The organism is Phenylobacterium montanum, from assembly GCF_018135625.1.
GTDB lineage: Bacteria > Pseudomonadota > Alphaproteobacteria > Caulobacterales > Caulobacteraceae > Poindextera > Poindextera montana.
Map to the genome: position 1 here is coordinate 4,183,350 of NZ_CP073078.1, position 19,755 is coordinate 4,203,104.

The following is a 19,755-nucleotide window of genomic DNA, read 5'->3' on the forward strand; positions in this document are numbered from 1 at the left end:
ATCACTCCCCGTCGAACAGCCCCGCCTGCCCCTTGGGCGCCGGGGGCGGGATGAGGCCGATGTGGGTGTAGGCTCTCGCAGCGGCGATGCGGCCGCGGGGGGTGCGCTGGATGAAGCCCTGCTGCATCAGATAGGGCTCGATCACGTCCTCGACCGCGTCGCGCGCCTCGGCGATGGCGTAGGCCAGGGTCTCGACCCCGGCGGGTCCGCCGCCATAGTGCTCGATCAGGCAGCGCAGGTAGCGGCGGTCGAGGCTGTCCAGCCCCGCCTCGTCCACCTCGAGCCGGGCCAGGGCGCGCGAGGCGCTGGAACGGTCGATGGCCTTGGCCCCCTCCGCCTCGGAGAAGTCGCGCACCCGGCGCAAGAGGCGCCCGGCGACGCGGGGCGTGCCGCGCGAGCGGGCGGCGATCTCGGCCGCGCCTTCGGGCGTCAGTTCGGCCCCCATCTTGCGCGAGGCGTGGTTCAGGACCCGCTGCAGTTCCTCGGGCGTATAGAATTCCAGCCGCAGCGGAATGCCGAAGCGGTCGCGCAAAGGCGTAGCCAGAAGGCCCGCGCGGGTCGTGGCCGCGACCAGGGTGAAGGGCTCCAGGTCGATGCGGATCGACCGCGCCGAGGGGCCCTCGCCGATGATCAGGTCGAGGACGTGGTCCTCCATGGCCGGATAGAGGATCTCCTCCACGGTCGAGGCCAGGCGGTGGATCTCGTCGATGAACAGGACGTCGTTGCGTTCGAGATTGGTCAGGATGGCGGCGAGGTCGCCGGCCTTGGCCAGCACCGGGCCGCTGGTGGCGCGGAAGTTCACGCCAAGCTCGCGGGCGACGATCTGGGCCAGGGTGGTCTTGCCGAGGCCGGGCGGCCCAAACAGCAGCACGTGGTCCAGGGCCTCGCCGCGGCCACGCGCGGCCTCGATGAAGATCTTCAGATTGGCCTTGATCGGCTCCTGGCCGACGAACTCGGCGAAGGTCTGGGGCCGCATGGCGCGGTCGTGGCCTTCGGCCTCCTGCGGCTCGCCGGAGAGAATGCGGGTCACCGGCCGAGCTCCTGCAGGGCGGCCTTGATCAGGGCCCGCTCATCGGCGCCCTCGCCCAGGCGGTCCTGGGCCTGCTCCACATGCCTCCGCGCCTGGGCCTCGGCCACGCCCAGGCCCATCAGGGCCGCGACCGCCTCGCCCGAGGCGGTGGGCTGGGCGGCGGCCCTGGCTGCCAGCGCCGGGACGCCCATGACGGGGCTGTCGCTGATCGGCTTGTCCTTCAGCTCGGTGATGATGCGCAGGGCCAGCTTCGGCCCTACGCCCTGCGCGCGGCCCACCGCGGCCTTGTCCTCGCGGGCGACGGCGCCGGCCAGTTCGCCCGGCGTGAGCACGTCCAGCACCCCCAGCGCCGCCTTGGGCCCGACGCCCTGGATGCTCTGCAGGATGACGAAGGCGCGACGCTCCTCGCGGGTCAGAAAGCCATAGAGGCGTGGGCCGGTGGCCTCGGCCCAGTGATGCTCCACGTGCACCAGGGCCTCGCCCCCCGGCGGCGGCAGGCGCGACAGGGTCTTCGAGCCGCAGCGGACCACATAGCCCACCCCGCCGACGTCGATCAGCGCCTCTTCCTCGCCAATCTCGGCCACCAGGCCCGTAAGGCGTCCGATCATGCGGCGGCTCCGATGCGGCGCGCTCGGCGGGCATGGGCGTGGGCGATGGCGACGGCCAGGGCGTCGGCGGCGTCGGCCGTCGGGCCGCCGGCGCCGGGCAGGAGGCGGGCGATCATGAAGGCGACCTGGTCCTTGTCGGCGCCACCCGTGCCGACCACCGCCTTCTTGACCACCTTGGCGGCGTATTCCGCCACCGGGATGCCGGCCTGGGCGGGGGCGATCATGGCCGCGGCGCGGGCGTGGCCGAGCTTCAGGGTCGAAGCGCCGTTGGCGGTGGCGAAGGTCTCTTCGATCGCGGCCTCGTGCGGGTGATGGGTTTCGACGATGGCGGAGACCTCACGGAACAGCCAGACCAGCCGCTCGGCGAGGGACAGGGTGTCCTTAGGCGCGATCACCCCGTGGGCGATGTGGGTGAGGCGCGAGCCCTCCACCGACACCACGCCCCAGCCGGTGCGGCGCAGCCCGGGGTCCAGGCCAAGGATGCGAATCGCGTTCGTCATGTGTTCCCAACCATCGCCCGGAGACGGCCTCCTGGCAAAGGCGGATTTTTCGGTTAACCAGCCCTTAAAGAACGTGGTTATCAAAAGGTTAAAACAAAGTGTGAACAGGGCCTGAAAAATTATGGTTAACGACAGGTTAACGCGTACGGAAGGTGGGATTCTACGTTAACTTTTAAGGGCCTGCCATTTGGGGAGCGGGCGCCTGCCTGTGACGTGAGGGTCACAAATGATCCCTGTTTGTTCCGATATCGCTGGCGGGCATGGCGTGCGCGGGCTGGGGCCCCTATCATGCGGCCCATGGAAACCCCGGAAGAAATCAGAACGCGGTGGCGGTATCTGCGCGACCTGCTCATCGACCAGTTGGGTCGGTTCGAGAGCGGCGCCCTGCGCCTGCACTCCAACGACCTGGACGTCAGCGTCGGCGCCATCGCCAAGCTGAAGCAGAACATACTCGACTTCGATCAGATGATCTCGAGGAGCGAGGCGCGCGAGCTCTGAACCCCGCGGGCGGCCGGGGGCTTACCCCCAGCTGGCCAGCTGCTCGTCGGTGAAGTCGGCGTTGGTGTAGACGGTCTGGACGTCGTCTTCGTCGTCCAGGGCGTCGATCAGCTTGAACAGGGTGGTCGCGTCGTCCGAGGACACCGGCGTCAAGGTCTTGGGCCGCCAGACGATGGCGGTGGACTTGGCGGCGCCCAGGCCGGCTTCGAGGGCCTCGATCACCGCGTTCAGGTCCTCGAAGGCGGTGAAGATGGTGTGGCCTTCTTCGTCGGACTCCACGTCCTGGGCGCCGGCCTCGATGGCGGCCTCCATGATCGCGTCCTCCGAGCCGGCCTCGGCGGGATAGACGATCTGGCCCAGGCGCTCGAACATGAACGAGACCGAGCCGGTTTCGCCGAGATTGCCGCCGTTCTTGGAGAACAGCGAGCGCACCTGGGCGGCGGCGCGGTTGCGATTGTCGGACAGCACCTCGACAATCACCCCGATGCCGCCGGGGCCGAAACCTTCGTAGCGGATCTCTTCGTAGTTGTCGGTCTCGCCGCCGGCCGCCTTCTTGATCGCGCGCTCGATGTTGTCGCGCGGCATGGATTCGGCCCTGGCGTTGTTGATCGCCAGGCGCAGGCGGGCGTTGGCGGCGGGGTCGGGCAGGCCCTGCTTGGCGGCCAGGGTGATGTCGCGCGAGAGCTTGGAGAACAGCTTGGAGCGCTTCTTGTCCTGGGCGCCCTTGCGGAACTGAATGTTCTTGAATTTTGAGTGGCCGGCCATGGGGACCTTAGGTCGTGGTCTGAAACGAAAGTGGCGGGGCTTCTAGCGCCTCGGGCGCCGAAAGGCCATAGCGGGCGGCTTTCCTTCACGGCCGGGCCGCGCTATCGCCTGGGCATGACCCCCTCATCTCCAGGCCGCGTCCTCGTCATCGCCGGATCGGATTCCGGCGGCGGGGCGGGGATCCAGGGCGATATAAAGACCATCACCGCGCTGGGCGGCTATGCGGCGACGGCGATCACCGCGATCACCGCGCAGAACAGCCTGGGCGTCTCGGCGATCCAGCGGATCGAGCCCGAGATGGTCGAACTGCAGGCCCGCGCGGTTCTGGCCGACATCGGCGCCGACGCGATCAAGACCGGAATGCTGGGCGGCAGGAAGATCGTCGAGGCTGTGGCCGCGCTGATCGACGAGGCCGGGGTCCCGGCGGTGATCGACCCGGTGATGCTGGCCAAGAGCGGGGCGGCGCTTTTGAAGCCAGGCGCGATCAAGGCGTTCGAGGCCCTGATGGTCCCCCGCGCGGCACTTCTGACCCCGAACGCGCCGGAAGCCGAGGCCCTGACCGGGCTCAAAGTCGAGGACCTGGACGGCCAGCGCCGGGCGGGCGAGGCGCTGCTGAAACGCGGCGCCAGGGCGGTGCTGATGAAGGGCGGCCATGTAGCCGGAGCGACGGTCACCGACCTCCTGATCACTCCTGACGGCGAGACCAGCTTCGCCGGCCCCCGGCTCGAGACGCGCCACACCCACGGCACCGGCTGCGCCCTTGCATCGGCCTGCGCTACCGGCCTGGCCCAGGGCATGTCCCTGGAGGCTGCAGTGGCGCGGGCCTGGGCCTATGTCGGCGAGGCCATCCGCCAGGCCCCCGGCTTCGGCGGCGGCGCCGGGCCGCTGGATCTTGGCTGGCCGCTGAGGGGCCGGGTTTGAGCGATCTCCAGGCCGAGCGCCTGGCCGAGATGCTGGCCGCAAGCCCTACGCTGATGCGGGTCCTGACCATCGCCCGGGATCTCGCCCTGCCCGACTGGCGGCTGGTTTCGGGGGCGGTCTATCAGACGGCCTGGAACGCCCTGACCGGGCGCGCGCCGGACTACGGGATCAAAGACTACGACCTAGTCTATTTCGACGCTGCCGATGTCAGCTACGAGGGCGAGGACGCGCACATCCGCCGGGCGGCCGCGGCCTGTCCGCCGGATCTGTCGGACAAGGTCGAGGTGAGGAACCAAGCGCGTGTGCACCTGTGGTTCGAGGCCAGGTTCGGCGAACCCTATGCGCCGCTAGCCTGCACCGACGAGGCGCTGGAGCGGTTCGTCTCCCCGGCCTACGCCGTGGGGGTGCGCTTGGAGGCGGACGGGCGGCTCGACATCGCCGCCCCCTTCGGCCTGGACGAGTGTTCGCCCTGCGGCTGAGGCCCAACCCGCGCCGCGGCCTCGCCTCCAGCTGGGCCAGGGTCACCCGCGGCGTGATCGCGCGCTGGCCCGAGGTCGCGGTCGAGGGGCCGCCGCTTTAGGGCGTCAGGCCGAGCCAAGCGCCCGAAAGGACTGTCGATCCTAAAGCGCCCGCGCGCGGCGCAGGGTTTCGGCGTCTTCCAGTTGCGAACGCCGCTGGGCGATCTGTGTGTAGATCGTGGTGTCGACCACAACGGTCTGGGTCAGGCATTCGATCGCTTCATCAATATCCAGAGGCGCCGGGCCGGCGTCAGGAATCGGCGTGAGGTCGGGATCGATGGGCAGGTCCATGTCGCAAGGTCCCTCGGTGTAAAAATGAACGAATGCTTAATTCGTGCGACTGTGCCCGGGATCACGCGATTGGGAAGTGAATTGTGGCGTGATCTGGGCGGCTTCACGCGTTGTTGACCGGTAGCCCGCTGCAGAGCTGGCCGGTGACCCAGGTCACTGGCTTCACCGTTTCCGGGCGGATTCCTGATCAAGCTTCAGAAATGAGGTTGGCGCGCCCGGCGGGGTGGGTTTAGGCTCGCTTGCGATAACGCCGCGTCGGGGAAGGGTCGGAAGCCTCCAGCGTTGGATGCGTCCCCTCTTTCGCGAGAGTAGAGCGTCGCGAGAGGAAAGACATTGCAGCGTACCCAGACCGATGGGGCCGATTACTTTCATAAAGTCGTCGATTGCCAGTGGGCCTGTCCGGCCCACACGCCTGTCCCCGAATACATCCGGCTCATCGCCGCCGGCCGTTACGCCGACGCCTACATGGTCAACTGGAAGTCCAACGTGTTCCCGGGGATTCTCGGACGCACCTGCGACCGCCCGTGCGAACCGGCCTGCCGGCGCGGGCGAGTCGAGGACGAGCCGGTGGCCATCTGCCGGCTCAAGCGCGTCGCCGCCGACAACAAGGGCGAGCTGAACGGGCGCCTGCCGACGCCGGTTTCCACCACGAACGGCAAGCGCATCGCCCTGATTGGCGCCGGCCCGGCCAGCCTGACCGTCGCGCGTGATCTGGCCTCCTTGGGCTATGAGCTGACCCTGTTCGACGGCGAGGCCAAGTCGGGCGGCATGATCCGCAGCCAGATCCCGCGCTTTCGCCTGCCGGAAGAGGTGATCGACGAAGAAGTCGGATATGTCACGCGCCTGGGCATGGAGCTGCGCCTGGGCGAACGCATCGACAGCCTGAAGGCGCTATTGGCCCAGGGCTATGACGCCGTATTCGTTGGCTCCGGCGCCCCGCGCGGCCGCGACCTCGACCTGCCGGGCCGCCGGGAGGCGGCGGCCAACATCCATATCGGCATCGACTGGCTGTCCAACGTCTCGTTCGGTCATATCGAGAAGATCGGCCAGCGGGTGATCGTGCTCGGCGGCGGCAACACCGCCATGGACTGCTGCCGCACCTCGCGCCGCCTCGGCGGGACCGACGTCAAGGTGATCGTCCGCTCGGGCTTCGAGGAGATGAAGGCGTCCCCCTGGGAGAAGGAGGACGCGATGCACGAGGACATCCCGATCCTCAACTTCCTGACCCCCAAGGCCTTCACCCACGACAATGGCCGCCTGACCGGCGTCGTGTTCGAAAAGGTCCGCGCCGAATACGACGCCAAGGGGCGCCGCCGGCTGGTCCCCGCGGGAGAGCCGGACCAGCATTTCGAATGCGACGATGTGCTGGTGGCGGTCGGCCAGGAAAACGCCTTCCCCTGGATCGAGCGCGACATCGGCCTTGAGTTCGGCGAGTGGGACATGCCCAAGGTCGATCCCGTCACCATGGGCTCGTCCCTGCCGAACGTGTTCTTCGGGGGCGACGCGGCCTTTGGCCCCAAGAACATCATCTGGGCCGTGGCCCACGGTCACGAGGCGGCCATCTCCATCGACCGCTACTGCCAGGGCCTGGACGCAAGCCAGCGCCCCGCGCCGGGGGTCACCCTGGCCAGCCAGAAGATGGGCATCCACGAGTGGAGCTACGACAACGACATCTCGAACGACGAGCGCTTCCGCGTCCCCTTAAGGGACAAAGCCCAGGCGCTGAAGGACGTTCGGCTGGAGGTCGAGCTCGGCTTCGACAAGGGCCTCGGCTACAAGGAAGCCCAGCGCTGCCTGAACTGCGACGTGCAGACGGTGTTCGCAGAGCCCCTGTGCATCGAGTGCGACGCGTGCGTCGACATCTGCCCGATGGACTGCATCACCTTCACCGACAACGGCCCTGAAGATGAGCTCAGGGAGCGCCTGAAGGCGCCGGCCCTGAACCTGGATCAGGACCTCTATGTCTCCTGGCCGCTAAAGACCGGCCGGGTGATGGTCAAGGACGAGGACGTCTGCCTGCACTGCGGCCTTTGCGCCGAGCGCTGCCCCACTGGGGCATGGGATATGCAGAGGTTCACCCTGGAAATGACGCACGCGGGGTCCTCATGCCCAAGCCGCTGATCCGTACGAACGACTTTGTGGTCAAGTTCGCCAATGTGAACGGCTCCGGCTCGGCCAGCGCCAACAGCCTGTTCGCCAAAGCGATCCTGCGCATGGGCGTGCCGGTGGCCGCCCGCAACATCTTCCCCTCCAACATCCAGGGCCTGCCGACCTGGTTCGAGGTGCGCGTGTCCGAAGCGGGACACATGGGCCGCCGCGGCGGGGTGGACATGGCCGTGGCCATGAACCCGCAGACCTGGGACAAGGACGTGGCCGAGATCGAGCCTGGCGGGTATCTGTTCTACGACTCGACCAAGGTCCTGCCGCCGTCCAAGTTCAGGGCCGACATCACAGTCGTCGGCGTGCCGCTGACCGAGATCTGCAATGCGGCCTATACCGACGCGCGCCAGCGCCAGCTGATGAAGAACATCATCTATGTCGGCGCCCTTTCGGCCCTGCTGGAAATCGAGCCCCAGGTCATCGAAGCTCTCCTGGCCGAGCAGTTCGCGTCCAAACCCAAGCTGGTGGCGGCCAATATCGAGGCCATGAACCTCGGCCGCGACTGGGTGCTGGCCCATCTCGAGCCCGTGGGCCTGAAGGTGCGGCGCGCCGACACGGTGGGCGATCGCATCTATGTCGACGGCAACACCGCTGCGGGGCTGGGCGCCGTCTATGGCGGAGCCAGTGTCTGCGCCTGGTATCCGATCACGCCCTCGACCTCCCTGGCCGAGGCCTTCACCGACTATTGCCACCAGTTCCGCATGGACCCGGAGACCGGCAAGGCCCGCTTCGCCATCGTGCAGGCCGAGGACGAGATCGCCTCGATCGGCGTGGTCATCGGGGCGGGCTGGAACGGGGCGCGGGCCTTCACCTGCACCTCCGGCCCCGGCGTCTCGCTGATGCAGGAGTTCGTGGGCCTGTCCTATTTCGCCGAGATACCGGCGGTGATCTTCGACGTGCAGCGCGGCGGCCCGTCCACCGGCATGCCGACCCGGACCCAGCAGGCCGACATCCTCTCGGCCGCCTACGCCTCGCACGGCGACACCAAGCACGTGCTCTTGTTCCCCGAGGACCCGGGCGAGTGCTTCGAGATGGGGGCCCAGGCCTTCGATCTGGCCGACCGGCTGCAGACCACCGTCTTCGTCATGCTCGATCTCGACATCGGCATGAACGACTGGCTGACCAAGCCCTTCGCCTGGGACGACGCCAGGACGCTCGACCGCGGCAAGGTGATGACCTTCGAGGACCTGGAGGCGGGCAAGGAGTTCGGCCGCTATCTCGATGTCGATGGCGACGGCATTCCCTATCGCACCCTGCCCGGCGAGCATCCGACCCGCGGCGCCTATTTCACCCGCGGCACCTCGCGCAACCCCTATGCCCGCTACAGCGAGGAGGGGCAGGTCTATCAGGCGAACGTCGACCGGCTGCTGCGCAAGTTCGACACCGCCAAGGCCCTCGTGCCCCATCCCCTGCGCCGCCCCGCGCCACGGGCGACCAAACAGGGGGTGATATATTTCGGCTCGACCACCCAGGCCATGCACGAGGCGCTGGAGGTGCTGCGCGCCCAGGGCCGCGACCTGAATGGCCTGCGCGTCCGCGGCTTTCCCTTCTGCGACGAGGTGTTCGACTTCATCGGCGAGCACGACACGGTGTTCGTGGTCGAGCAGAACCGCGACGCCCAGCTGCGCACCCTCTTGATGAACGAGGGGAACGTGGACCCGGCCAAGCTGGTGCCTATCCTGCACTATGACGGCGCGCCGATCACCGCGCGCTTCATCGCCGCCACCATCGGCGACCGCCTGGGCCAGCGCGCCCGGGTCACGGAGGCCGCCGAATGACCTATATCCTCAAGCCGCGCCTGCACCATCCGGGCCTGGCGGCCAACGACCTGGGCTTCACCCGCCGCGACTACGAGGGCTCGGTCTCGACCCTCTGCGCCGGCTGCGGCCACGACTCCATCAGCGCCGCGGTGATCCAGGCCTGCTACGAGCTGGCCCTGCCGCCGCACCGCATCGCCAAGCTGTCGGGCATCGGCTGCTCGTCCAAGACGCCAGACTATTTCCTGGGCCAGAGCCACGGCTTCAACAGTGTGCACGGGCGCATGCCTTCGGTCTTGACCGGCGCCAACCTGGCCAATCGCGAGCTGATCTATCTGGGCGTCTCCGGCGACGGCGACAGCGCCTCGATCGGCTTCGGCCAGTTCGCCCACTCGATCCGGCGCGGGGTCAACATGACCTACATCGTCGAGAACAACGGGGTCTATGGCCTGACCAAGGGCCAGTTCTCGGCCACCTCGGACAAGGGCTCGAAGAGCAAGAAGGGGGTGGTCAACCACGACTCGGCCATCGACCTGGTCAGCGTGGCCCTGCAGCTGGGCGCGACCTTCGTCGCCCGCAGCTTCTCCGGCGACAAGGCCCAGCTGGTCCCGCTGATCAAGGCTGCGCTGAGCCACCGCGGCGCGGCCTTCATCGACTGCGTCAGCCCCTGCGTGCAGTTCAACAACCACGCCGGCTCGACCAAGAGCTTCGACTATGTGCGCGAGCACAACGAGGCGGTGAACCGGCTGGACGTGATCAGCGCCCGCGAGCCGATCCACATCGACCATGAGCCGGGCACCACCCAGCTGGTCACCCAGCACGACGGCTCGGTCCTGGCCCTGCACAAGCTGGGCGCCCACTACGACCCCAGCGACCGCGTCGGCGCCATCACCTACCTGCAACAGCGCCAGGCCCTGGGCGAGATCGTCACCGGCCTGCTGTTCGTCGATCCCGCGGCCGAGGACATGCACGACGCGTTGGATACGGTGGACAAGCCGTTGAACGCGCTGACGGACGCGGAGCTGGTGCCGGGGGCGGGTGCGCTGGCGGCGGTGAACGCGGCGCTGCGTTAGCTTACCCCGCTCATCCCTGCGAAGGCGGGGACCCAGGGGCCGTCTTCACCGGCCGGTGGATGAATCTGGATCCCCGCCTTCGCGGGGATGAGCGGAATGGGTAAAGCCGGCGACTTGATTCAATCTGTTCCAACTTCGATGCAGCGTTGTCCCCTGCGAGCCTAGTGGCTCGATCTTCGCCATCGCCTCCACCCATCCAATCTCCGCACGCTCCGCCTCGCGCCAGCAGTCTTTCACCACCGCCTTCAGCTCAGCCAGCGAGCCGTCACGCGCCGCCTCGATTCGCGCCACGAACCCCGCCTCGATCGAATCCCGCTCCGCCGTGATCACCGCCGCCCGCGCCGCATAGTCCTCCAGCACGGCCCGGTGCAGCCGCTCGTGCCGCCACCAGAGGCTCTGCGGGTCGGACTGGTCGGTCGGCGCTGGGCCTTGCGGCGGCAGGCCGGTCTCGAACAGCACCGGCTTGAACAGGCTCAGGCACGGGGCCGAGGTCCCCGTCACCCAATGCACCGATCGCGCGCCGCCGAGGTCCGAGACCATCGAGGCCACGCTCTGGCTGCGCCGGGGCCCCTGGGCGGCGTGCATGCAGAGGCTGCGCCTCAGCGTCCTGGCCGGGGTCCAGGCGGGATCGCCCTCGGCCTCTTCGCCATGGTCGCGCAGGATCGCCATCATCGCCGCCGGCGTCAGGGCGCCGTCCTGGCGATCTAGCAGCGCGGTCCCGCGTGCGCAGCGCCCGCGGCCGAAACTCGCCGCATCGCGCGCCGGGTCGATCAGCCGCTCGGCGAAGTCGAACTCGCCCTCGGCGTCCGCCCAGCCCTCGGCCTTGGCATGGTCGACAAGGCCCGCGCTGATCCGCCCCCCGCGGCCGATGCTGAAGGCGTTGGAGAGGGCCCTGCGGCGCTCGACCTTCTCTACCGCCCACCAGCGCCCGACCGTCTCCAGCACATAGGCCTCGGTCCGGTCGGCGACGATGAAGCCGTTGTGATAGTAGAAACGCCCCAGGTGCCCGCAGTCCCCGCCCTGGCCGTGGGTTTCCAACAGGGCGATCATCACCTCGACCGCTTCGGCCGCGGTGGCGCCCCGCTCCAGGCCCAGCCGCACCAGGTCCATGCCGATCAGGGCGCGCCGGCGCTGGGCGGGGATGTGCGAGTGCATGGCCTCGTTGCCGATGGCCACGCCGTGCGCGTTGGCGCCCATCTCCGCGCCCCACATCCAGAACGGGCGGCTCAGCAGCACCGCATGGGTGCGGCGCGCCTGGGGGATCTCGATATAGGTGGCTCGCAGCCGCGCGCCTTCGGGATGCTCGGCCGCCGGGTGCAGCTCCAGCCCTTGCGCTTCGTTGCGCTCGCGGTCGCTGTTCTTCGCGAACAACACCCCGCCCGCGGCGGTGGCGGGCGGCAGGGCGACCAGGGTGTCACACATCCGGCGGGGATTCCTCAGGCGGGTCGATCGGCGCCGCTGGCGCGCGCTGAAATTTCAACGTAACTAGCCAATAGATCGATTTGAACTCAGAGCCGAGCCTTGGCCCACGCCGACACCCTGGAAAGCCCGTTCGAGGACTGGTCGCCGGACCTGCAGAAGGCGCGGGTCTATGAGCAGATCCTGCTGGACATCATCCTCGGCGAACTGGCCCCCGGCGCGCGGCTGGACGAACAGGCGCTCTGCCGCCGCTACGACGCGGGCCTCGCTGGGGTGCGGGATTCGCTCTCGCGCCTGGCGCTGGAAGGCCTTGTCGCGCGCAAGGCCCGGGCCGGGACCACGGTCGCGCCGCTGGACGTGATCGAGGTGCGCCAGGCCTATGAGGCGCGCGGCCTGATCGAGCCGCACTGCGCCGCCCTCGCCGCCGCCAACGCGGGGCCGCAGGACATCGAGGCCCTGCGCCACGCCTTCGACGGAGCCGAGGAGGCGATCCGCACGAACGACGTGCGCGCCCTGGTGGCCATGGACCAGCGCTTTCATGCCGCCCTGGCGAGGGCGGGGCGCAACGCCACCCTGGCCCGGATCATCATTCCCCTGCACCACAAGGCGGCGCGGTTCTGGATCTTCTCCATGGCCGACGACACCGAGGAAGAGCGCTTCGCCGAGATCGCTCATCATCGCGAACTGGCCGAACTGATCGCCGCCGGCGACATCGACGGCGCCCGCGACGCGGTCATGGGGGTGCTGGGCGTCTTCTCCGACAACCTCAAGCGCATGGTCGCCGGCGGCCCGATCAGCGGTGGTTTGGCGTTCCGGGGCGGGCGGCGGGGATGAGCGGATTTAAGGAAGCCGCGTCAACTCGCCGACGAAGCGCTAAAGACTGCCAACTGAGCGTCGAAAGCCCGCTTGAAAGCCGGCCGGGCTTCGCCGCGGGCGACATAGGCTTCGATCTTCGGATATTCCTGTAGCAGGCCCGAGTTCATCAGCCGGCGCAGCACCACCACCATCATCAGGTCGCCGGCGCTGAAGGCGCCGTCCAGCCATTCGGCGTGGCCGAGCCTGGCGGAAAGCTGGTCCAGCCGCTGGCGGACGCGGTCCTGCAGCATGGGTTGGCGCGCCTCGTACCAGGGCTGGTCGCGCTCCAGGATCATCGCCATGCCCAACTCGACGATCGGCGGCTGCACCGTTGCGAGCGCCGCGAACATCCAGGCGACGGCGCGCGAGCGGGCGTCGGGCTCGTCGGGCAACAGGCCGGCATGGCGCTCGGCGATATGCAGCACGATGGCCCCGGACTCGAACAGGCCAAGCTCACCCTCCTCATAGGTCGGGATCTGGCCGAACGGCTGTAGCGCCAGGTGCGCGGGCTCCTTCATCTCGGCGAACGTCACCAGGCGCACGTCATAGGGCTGGCCCACCTCCTCCAGCGCCCAGCGAACCCCCATGTCCCGCGCCAGCCCCCGGCCGCGATCAGGCGACTGGGCGAAGGCGGTGATGGTGGGGGGCATGGGAGGGCTCCGGCAGGTGGAGCCGAAGCTAAACCCTTCCCCCCTTGCGGGGGAAGGAGGAGCCCGCCCGCGCAGCGGGTGGGAGGATGAGGGGTTGCGCGGAGCTCTCCAAAACCTCCTCGCGGCGGCGCTGATCTTTCGGAAAGGCCGGCGCGACCCCTCATCCTCCCGCGCCTTCGGCGCAGGCCCCTCCTTCTCCCACAGGGGAGAAGGGATTAGGCGCGCGCAAAAAACTCGCGGCTTCCGCAGCGATACTGGGATGCAAATGCAAATCGGGCTGCTATTTATGTGTCGATTAGACGCTCATTGTCAAATGTATTGTAAAATTTCAGTCTGAATTCGAGATTGCGGAGGAACGAGCGCCCCTCCGTTCGAACGCGGGGGCGTCATGCCGAGGAATCTTCGTTGTCTGTTGCTGGCTGGGTCCGCGGCCGCCGTTACCGCCGGCGCCGCCCGGGCCGCCGACGCGCCGCCGACGCCCGCGACCGAGATCGTGGTCACCGCCGACAAGGCCGGCCTTCTGGAGCGCAAGCCCTCGTCGACCGTGTTCGGCCTGAAGAAGCCGCTGATCGAGACCCCGCGCGCCGCCAGCTTCGTCAGCGACCTGACGCTCGACCGCTATGGCATCCAGACCCTGGACAAGCTGACCGCCGTCTCGCCCGGGACCTATACGGCCAGCTTTTACGGTGTGCCCGGCTCGGTGCAGATCCGCGGCACCCTGGCGGAGAACTATTTCCGCGGCTTCAAGCGGATCGAGGACCGCGGCACCTATGCGACCCCGATCGGCGACGCGGCCCAGATCAACATCGTCCGCGGCCCGCCGACCCCGCTGTATGGCCCCGGCAAGATCGGCGGCCTGGTCGATTTCGAGCCCAAGACGGCGCGGGACGAAGGCCGCTTCCTCAGCGAACCCACCGGCGAAGTCACTGCGACCTTGGGCAGCTATCAGAAGAAAAGCCTGACCGGCCAGGTCGGCCTGCCGGTCGATCTCGGCGGGGTCCAGGGCGGGGTCTACGCCTATGGGGAGCTGGACGACTCGCACAGCTTCTATCGCGGCATCTATCCCAAGCATCAACTGGGCGAGATCTCGGCGGATTTCGACCTCGGCCAGGGCTGGACCACCGCCTTCGGCGGCATGGGCTATCATTCGACCGGCGATGTGCAGACGCCGGGCTGGAACCGGCTGACCCAGGCCCTGATCGACAACCAGACCTATTTCACTGGGCGCAACACCTATCTGAGCGACCTGAACCACAACGGCCGGCTGGACCCGTCGGAGACCAATCCGCCCAACGGCTTTTATCCCTATACCACCGGCCTATATCAGGGCTATTTCGGCTTCACGCCTTCAGCGGATCCGCGCTTCGCCCTGGACACCGGGGTCGGGACCACCAAGCTCAGCCCGCGCACCGTGTTCGTCAGCGCAGCCGATTTCTCCCGCACCGGTACGGCCACCTACTACTACGACCTGGCCAAGGACCTGGGCGGCGACCGCTCGCTGAAGCTGCAGCTGTTCTATGACAACCTGAGCAACAAGCGTTTCGTCAGCTATGGATTTCCGGCCGACTATCACGCCTGGACCTTCGAATCCCGGCTGGTCTACGACTTCTCCCTGGACGCCTTGGACGGGCTGGTCACCTCCAAGGACCTCATCGGCGCCTCCTGGCGCCACTACAAGGGCGAACAGAAGGAAACCTACGACAGCGGCATGATCGCGCTGGACCGGCGCGACCTGTCGTTCGGCCCGACCGCGACCGACATCATGGCCTCGCCCTTCGAGGCGGGCAGCGGCGTCGGCTGGGAGACGGACATTCACAGTCGCTGGGACGATGCGGGGGTTTTCGCCACCAGCGACATCACGGTGGCCAAGAAACTGAACCTGGTCCTCGGCGGGCGCTTCGACAACTTCTCGGCCACCTCGCGCGACACTGGCGTCTTCTCCTTCGAGACGCCGGCGACGGTGAGCGCGGGCAAGGGCAAGTGGACCTATTCCGCCAGCGCCAGCTACCAGCTCGGCTGGGGCCTGATGCCCTACGCCACCTATGCCCAGGCGGCCGCACTCGAGGTGGAACAGGCCGGCAACCTGCGCCCCAGCGTGATCCAGGCGAACGGCTGGGTCTCGGGCTCCGATCTGTCCGAGGCCGGGATCAAGTTCCAGCTGTTGCACAGGACCCTGGTCGGTTCGATCGCCGTCTATCGCCAGGATCGCACTGAGCTGAGCGGCCTGAACAGCGCCATCATCGGCACCCGCGGCAAGGGGGTGGAGTTCGAGGCCCGCTACCTGGCGACAGACAATCTCAGTTTCACCTTTGCCGGCGACACCCAGCGCACCGAGGTCAAGGGACCGGATCACTCGGTGGTCTATCTGCCGGCCTATACGGTCGGCGTGCCGGGCGCGCAGGCCTATGGCGGGGCCTATCTGACGTTCGATTTCTCGACCCTGCCTGGGCGACAGCATGACTATGAGGACACCCTGGTCCCGCACACCGTACTCAGCCTGTTCGGGACCTACACCAGCGACCGGCACGGCTGGGGCCAGGCCGGAGCGACCCTGGGAGCGACCTACGCCTCCAAGACCTCGGCTCTGGTGCAGAACGCGGTGACCTACCCGGACTACACCCTGGTCAATGCGTCGGCGTTCTATAAGCGCGGGGCTTACGAGGTCACGGTGAATGTCGATAATCTTCTCGACAAGCTCTACTTTACCCCCGACCAGGACACCTACGCCAATGTCGGCGCCTTGCCCGGTCGCGGGCGAGAGTGGCGCGTGACCCTCAAGCGCAGTTTCTGAGTTCAGCCCGTGCCCCAGTCTCAGACCCGCCTGTTCATGCCCTTCACCAGCGCCGCCTGGCGGCCCTGGGTGCTGCTGGGCGTGTTCAGCCTGACCGGCTTTTTGATCAACGCCGCGACCTTCAACTCCCTGGGCGTGGTGCTGCCCAAGATGGTGGCCGACGAGGGCTGGAACTGGCGCGAAGCCGGCGAGGGGTTCACGCTTCTGGGCGCGGCCTGCGGCTTTTCCTCCTTCGCGCCGGCCTTCCTGATCCGGCGGGCCGGGGTGCGGGTCACGCTTGTGCTGGGCGCGGTGGTGATGGCCGGAGGCTTCGCCGCCCTGGCCCTGGCCCATGGCCTGACGCCATACTTCATCGGCGCGGCGCTCTGCGGCGTCGGTTACCAGATGATGTCGCTGATCCCGGCCACTCATGTGCTGGCGGCGATCTTCCCGCACCGTGCGCGGCCGTTCGGCATCTATTTCACCGCCTGCGCCCTCGGCGGCGTGGCCGGCCCGTGGATGGCCGAAGCGGCCCTGACCGGGTTCCACGACCAGTGGCGGCTGTTCTGGCAGATCCTGGTCCTGGTCTCCCTGGCCCTTGGCCTCGTCAGCGCCGCCCTGGCCGGCAGCCGCCGCTGGCTGGCCCAGGCCTCGGAGCGCACCGACCGCGAGGTGGCGGTCGAGGTCGCCGCCCCGCAGCGCCTCGGGGTCTATCGCACGGCGGTCGACTGGACGGTGAAGCAGGCCGTGCGCACCCCTCAGTTCTATGTGCTGCTGGCCGCCTATTTCGGCCACCTATTCGTCGGGGTCTCGGTGGCCAGCCTCGCCGTCGCCCACCTGACCGAGCGCCATGTGGCCATGACTGTGGCGGTGGCCATGCTCAGCGTCGAGGCGCTGGCCCAGATGGTCGGTCGGGCGATCGGCGGCGTGGTCGGCGAGCGGGTCGAGCCGCGTCTCCTCCTGATCGCAGCCCTGGCTTCTCTGACCGTCGGCGCCGGCGCCCTCAGCATCGCCCACACCTATGCGACCATGCTGGTCTTCGCCGTGGGAAGCGGGATAGGCTTCGGCCTCACCGCCTTCTCGGTCACCATGCTGCTGCTCAACTACTTCGGCCGAAAGCACAACCTGGAGATCTTCTCCCTGACCTGCCTGATCGGCGGGGTCTCGGCCCTGGGCTCGACCATCGGCGGCGCCCTGCGCGACGCCAGCGGCGGCTTTTCCTCGACCTTCGAGATCTATGCCGGGGTGATCGCCGTGATCCTTCTCGGCGCGGTCCTGATGCGTCCGCCGCGGATGGGTGGCGGCCCGCGCAGCGCGCCCGCCGTTGGCCAGGCCGGACTGGCTCAGGACCATGCCTAGCCCTTCCAGCCACAAGGATTTCGGCGTCTTCCTGCCGGTGGCCAATGGCGGGTGGATCGTCTCCGAAACCACCCCGCCGCTCGACGGCCTCTGGCCGCAGAATCTCGCGGCCGCCCAGGCGGCCGACGCCATCGGCCTCGACTTTGTCATGTCCATGGGCAAGTGGCGCGGCTTCGGCGGGGCCACCAACCACTGGGGCGTCTCGCTGGAATCCATCACCCTGATGGCCGCCATCGCCCAGGCGACCAAGCATGCGAAGGTCTGGGCCACCGCCCACGCCCTGCTGCACAATCCGGCGGTCACGGCCAAGATGATCGCCACCCTGGACCACATCTCCGGCGGCCGGGCCGGCTTGAACATCGTCGCCGGCGCCTACCGCGAAGAGTTCGAGCAGATGGGCGCCTGGGACGACGCCCTGACCCACGATGCGCGCTACGACCTGGCCGAGGAATGGACCACGATCGTCAAGCGCCTGTGGGTCGAGCCCAGCGTCGATTTCCACGGCCGCTGGTTCCAGATGCACGGCTGCGTCTCCGATCCCAAGCCGCTGGCCCAGCCCCGGCCGGGCCTGATCTGCGCCGGCATGTCAGACCGTGGCTTCGAATTCGCCGTGCGCCACGCCGACGCCGTGTTCATCGGCGGGCGGGACCTGGACGAGCACCGCGACCACAGCCGCCGCGCCAAGGCGGTGGCCGAGGCCCATGGGGGCGCCCTGCGCACATACGCCATGTGCACCATCGTCCATGCCGGAAGTGACGCAGCGGCGGAAGCCTTGGCGCAGCGCTACGCTGACGGCGCCGACATGGGCGCCATCACCAGCATCCTTCGAAGCTGGGGGGCGCCGGCCGACCAGCTCGACGCCCTGGCGCGCGCCCAGGGCGCCTTCATGACCCAGACCGTGGTCGGCTCGCCCGCGACCTGCGCCGAGAGGACCGCCCACTTCCTCGACTATTGCGAGTTGGACGGGCTGATGCTCATCTTTCCCGACTATGGCGAGGGCTTGAGCATGTTCGGCGCGGAGATATTGCCCCGGCTCAGGGCCGGCGGATGAGCGGCGCGGAGGGGCTCGCCGCCTGGATCGCGCCGCGGCGGACCGCCCTGGTCATCGTCGACTTTCAAGTCGATTTCGCCTCGCCCGAGGGCAAGCTGGCCGAATGGGGCGCGGACCTGTCCGGAGCGCCCGTCGCCATGGCCGCGGCCGAGCGCCTGGCCAAGGCGGCGCGCAGGGCGGGCGCCCCGGTCGCCTTTGTCGGGATGGAGACTACGGCCGAGGCGGATTCGCCAGCCTGGGCCGAGCGCATCCGCCGCCGCGGCGGCGACCCGCAGATCGACCTCGCCCTCTGCCGCCGGGGCGAGCCTGGTTCTGCCTTCGTCGGGCCTCTGCCCCAGGATGGCGACCTCGTCATCCGCAAGACCCGCTTCAGCGGGTTTCACGGCACGGCCCTGGACGCCGAGCTGCGCGGGCGGGGGATCGACACCCTGGTGGTCTGCGGCATGACCACCGAGTGCTGCGTCGACTGCACGGTGCGCGACGCCTATCACCTGGACTACCAGGTGTTCCTGGCCGCAGACGCCTGCGCCGCCTACGAGCCGGACCTGCATGCGGGCGCGCTCAAAAGCCTGGACCTCAGCTGCGCCATCCTGGTGACCGCCGACCAGGTCGCCAAGGCCTGGGGCCGGCCGCTTCAGTCCTGATCGAAACCGGTCGAGAGGCTGACCGCGCGCCAGGCGGCGATCTCGGCCTGGAGTTGGGTGATGCGGCCCTCGGCATAGCCGAGGGCGTCGGCGCCCAGCAGGAGATGCACCGGAGGGTCCGGGTCATCGACCAGATTCAGGATGGCGGCCGCGACCTTCACCGGGTCGCCCGGCTCGGACCCGGCATGGTCGGCCAGGATGCGGCTCGCCGCGCGGCCCGGCCCGTCCTCATAGTCGGCGATGCGCCGGGCGGCCTGGACCAGCGAGCGGCCGGCATAGGCGGTGCGCATGCCGCCCGGGGCGACATTGCTGACCCTGATCCCCAGGGGCGCCACCTCCGCCGCCAGGGTCTCGGCCAGGCCCTCAAGGGCGAACTTGCTGGCGCAATAGATCCCCGTGCCGGCCCAGGTCGCCAGGCCGCTGACCGAGGTGATGCTGACGATCCGCCCCGCCCGGCGGGCGCGCATGTAGGGCAGCACAGACTGGATGGCTGTGAGCGGGGCGAACAGGTTGACCTCGAACTGGGCGCGGGCCTCGGCCAGGCTGGCCTCCTCCACCGCCCCTACCAGGCCATAGCCCGCGTTGTTGACCAGCACGTCCAGGCCGCCGGAGGCCTGCTCGGCCCGGTCCACGGCGGCCTTGAGCGCCGACTCGTCGGTCACATCCAGCATCAGGCCCAAAGCGCGGCACGGCGCCAGGGCCTCGAAGGCGGCGAGGTCCTGCGTCTTGCGCACCGTCCCCGCCACCCAGTCGCCCCGCGCCAGGGCCGCCCGGGCGAGGGCGGCGCCCAGGCCGGAGCTCACGCCGGTGATCAGCCAGTTGGTCATGGGCGGCTCCGCGCTTGAAACCCTGGCCTGAGGGTCTATCCCACCCCTTCGTCTTGGCC

At 68.6% G+C, this 19,755-nt stretch carries 18 protein-coding genes and 1 pseudogene; 11 read left to right on the plus strand and 8 right to left on the minus strand.

All coding sequences use genetic code 11. From position 1 onward, the window contains the following. Nucleotide 1: 1 nt before the first annotated feature. The 3 genes from ruvB to ruvC are packed head-to-tail and all read right to left on the minus strand — an operon-like array spanning nucleotide 2 to nucleotide 2,138. On the minus strand, nucleotides 2–1,030 hold the full coding sequence (ruvB, locus tag KCG34_RS19060; RefSeq protein WP_211937192.1) for a Holliday junction branch migration DNA helicase RuvB: 1,029 nt from the start codon (nucleotides 1,028–1,030) through the stop codon (nucleotides 2–4). Further along, complete coding sequence (gene ruvA, locus KCG34_RS19065; protein ID WP_211937193.1) at nucleotides 1,027–1,638, minus strand: Holliday junction branch migration protein RuvA; 612 nt, start codon at nucleotides 1,636–1,638, stop codon at nucleotides 1,027–1,029. The genes ruvB and ruvA overlap by 4 nt, the downstream gene beginning before the upstream one ends. Continuing rightward, complete coding sequence (gene ruvC / locus KCG34_RS19070) at nucleotides 1,635–2,138, minus strand: crossover junction endodeoxyribonuclease RuvC (protein WP_211937194.1); 504 nt, start codon at nucleotides 2,136–2,138, stop codon at nucleotides 1,635–1,637. Before ruvC ends, ruvA begins: the two co-directional genes overlap by 4 nt. Nucleotides 2,139–2,426: 288 nt before the next feature. Between ruvC and KCG34_RS19075 the strand changes: the two genes are divergently transcribed. After that, nucleotides 2,427–2,636, plus strand: a complete 210-nt coding sequence (locus tag KCG34_RS19075) for a hypothetical protein (protein WP_211937195.1) — start codon at nucleotides 2,427–2,429, stop codon at nucleotides 2,634–2,636. A gap of 21 nt (nucleotides 2,637–2,657) precedes the next feature. On the opposite strand, the gene KCG34_RS19080 is transcribed toward KCG34_RS19075, so the two are convergent. Further along, on the minus strand, nucleotides 2,658–3,401 hold the full coding sequence (locus KCG34_RS19080) for a YebC/PmpR family DNA-binding transcriptional regulator (RefSeq protein ID WP_211937196.1): 744 nt from the start codon (nucleotides 3,399–3,401) through the stop codon (nucleotides 2,658–2,660). A 114-nt stretch (nucleotides 3,402–3,515) separates the two neighbouring features. Here KCG34_RS19080 and thiD point away from each other — a divergent pair, with 114 nt between their 5' ends. Next, nucleotides 3,516–4,322, plus strand: a complete 807-nt coding sequence (thiD, locus tag KCG34_RS19085) for a bifunctional hydroxymethylpyrimidine kinase/phosphomethylpyrimidine kinase (protein WP_211940895.1) — start codon at nucleotides 3,516–3,518, stop codon at nucleotides 4,320–4,322. A gap of 29 nt (nucleotides 4,323–4,351) precedes the next feature. After that, nucleotides 4,352–4,902 (plus strand): annotated as a pseudogene (locus KCG34_RS19090) (nucleotidyltransferase family protein). Nucleotides 4,903–4,942: 40 nt separating this feature from the next. On the opposite strand, the gene KCG34_RS19095 reads toward KCG34_RS19090, so the two are convergent. Then, on the minus strand, nucleotides 4,943–5,131 hold the full coding sequence (locus tag KCG34_RS19095) for a hypothetical protein (protein WP_211937197.1): 189 nt from the start codon (nucleotides 5,129–5,131) through the stop codon (nucleotides 4,943–4,945). Between the two features lie 333 nt (nucleotides 5,132–5,464). Here KCG34_RS19095 and KCG34_RS19100 point away from each other — a divergent pair, with 333 nt between their 5' ends. Genes KCG34_RS19100 through KCG34_RS19110 form a run of 3 tightly spaced genes read left to right on the plus strand, consistent with a single transcriptional unit; the run spans nucleotide 5,465 to nucleotide 10,121 of the window. Further along, complete coding sequence (locus KCG34_RS19100) at nucleotides 5,465–7,252, plus strand: FAD-dependent oxidoreductase (protein WP_211937198.1); 1,788 nt, start codon at nucleotides 5,465–5,467, stop codon at nucleotides 7,250–7,252. Further along, on the plus strand, nucleotides 7,237–9,069 hold the full coding sequence (locus tag KCG34_RS19105) for a 2-oxoacid:acceptor oxidoreductase subunit alpha (RefSeq protein WP_211937199.1): 1,833 nt from the start codon (nucleotides 7,237–7,239) through the stop codon (nucleotides 9,067–9,069). The genes KCG34_RS19100 and KCG34_RS19105 overlap by 16 nt, the downstream gene beginning before the upstream one ends. Continuing rightward, entirely contained in the window at nucleotides 9,066–10,121 is a 1,056-nt protein-coding gene (locus tag KCG34_RS19110) for a 2-oxoacid:ferredoxin oxidoreductase subunit beta (protein WP_211937200.1), read from the plus strand. The genes KCG34_RS19105 and KCG34_RS19110 overlap by 4 nt, the downstream gene beginning before the upstream one ends. A gap of 45 nt (nucleotides 10,122–10,166) precedes the next feature. On the opposite strand, the gene KCG34_RS26070 is transcribed toward KCG34_RS19110, so the two are convergent. Then, entirely contained in the window at nucleotides 10,167–11,543 is a 1,377-nt protein-coding gene (locus KCG34_RS26070) for a peptidase C69 family protein (protein ID WP_211937201.1), read from the minus strand. Between the two features lie 99 nt (nucleotides 11,544–11,642). Between KCG34_RS26070 and KCG34_RS19120 the strand changes: the two genes are divergently transcribed. Continuing rightward, complete coding sequence (locus KCG34_RS19120) at nucleotides 11,643–12,374, plus strand: GntR family transcriptional regulator (protein ID WP_211937202.1); 732 nt, start codon at nucleotides 11,643–11,645, stop codon at nucleotides 12,372–12,374. A gap of 20 nt (nucleotides 12,375–12,394) precedes the next feature. Here KCG34_RS19120 and KCG34_RS19125 read toward each other — a convergent pair whose 3' ends face one another. After that, nucleotides 12,395–13,045, minus strand: a complete 651-nt coding sequence (locus tag KCG34_RS19125; RefSeq protein ID WP_211937203.1) for a glutathione S-transferase family protein — start codon at nucleotides 13,043–13,045, stop codon at nucleotides 12,395–12,397. A gap of 388 nt (nucleotides 13,046–13,433) precedes the next feature. Here KCG34_RS19125 and KCG34_RS19130 point away from each other — a divergent pair, with 388 nt between their 5' ends. From KCG34_RS19130 to KCG34_RS19145, 4 genes are read left to right on the plus strand one after another with little or no spacing between them, the layout of a single operon-like run. Further along, nucleotides 13,434–15,836 (plus strand): TonB-dependent siderophore receptor, encoded by a 2,403-nt coding sequence (locus KCG34_RS19130; RefSeq protein ID WP_211937204.1) that lies wholly within the window; start codon nucleotides 13,434–13,436, stop codon nucleotides 15,834–15,836. 9 nt (nucleotides 15,837–15,845) lie between these two features. Then, a complete protein-coding gene (locus KCG34_RS19135) occupies nucleotides 15,846–17,174 on the plus strand; it encodes an MFS transporter (RefSeq protein ID WP_249138083.1) in 1,329 nt (442 codons plus the stop codon). Continuing rightward, nucleotides 17,167–18,225 carry an LLM class flavin-dependent oxidoreductase gene (locus KCG34_RS19140; protein ID WP_211937205.1) on the plus strand — a complete coding sequence of 353 codons (1,059 nt, stop codon included), beginning with the start codon at nucleotides 17,167–17,169 and terminating at the stop codon, nucleotides 18,223–18,225. The genes KCG34_RS19135 and KCG34_RS19140 overlap by 8 nt, the downstream gene beginning before the upstream one ends. Further along, on the plus strand, nucleotides 18,222–18,869 hold the full coding sequence (locus tag KCG34_RS19145) for a cysteine hydrolase family protein (RefSeq protein WP_211937206.1): 648 nt from the start codon (nucleotides 18,222–18,224) through the stop codon (nucleotides 18,867–18,869). Before KCG34_RS19140 ends, KCG34_RS19145 begins: the two co-directional genes overlap by 4 nt. Here KCG34_RS19145 and KCG34_RS19150 read toward each other — a convergent pair. Next, entirely contained in the window at nucleotides 18,860–19,696 is an 837-nt protein-coding gene (locus KCG34_RS19150; protein WP_211937207.1) for an oxidoreductase, read from the minus strand. The two genes, KCG34_RS19145 and KCG34_RS19150, sit on opposite strands and share 10 nt — an antisense overlap. Nucleotides 19,697–19,755 lie beyond the last annotated feature (59 nt).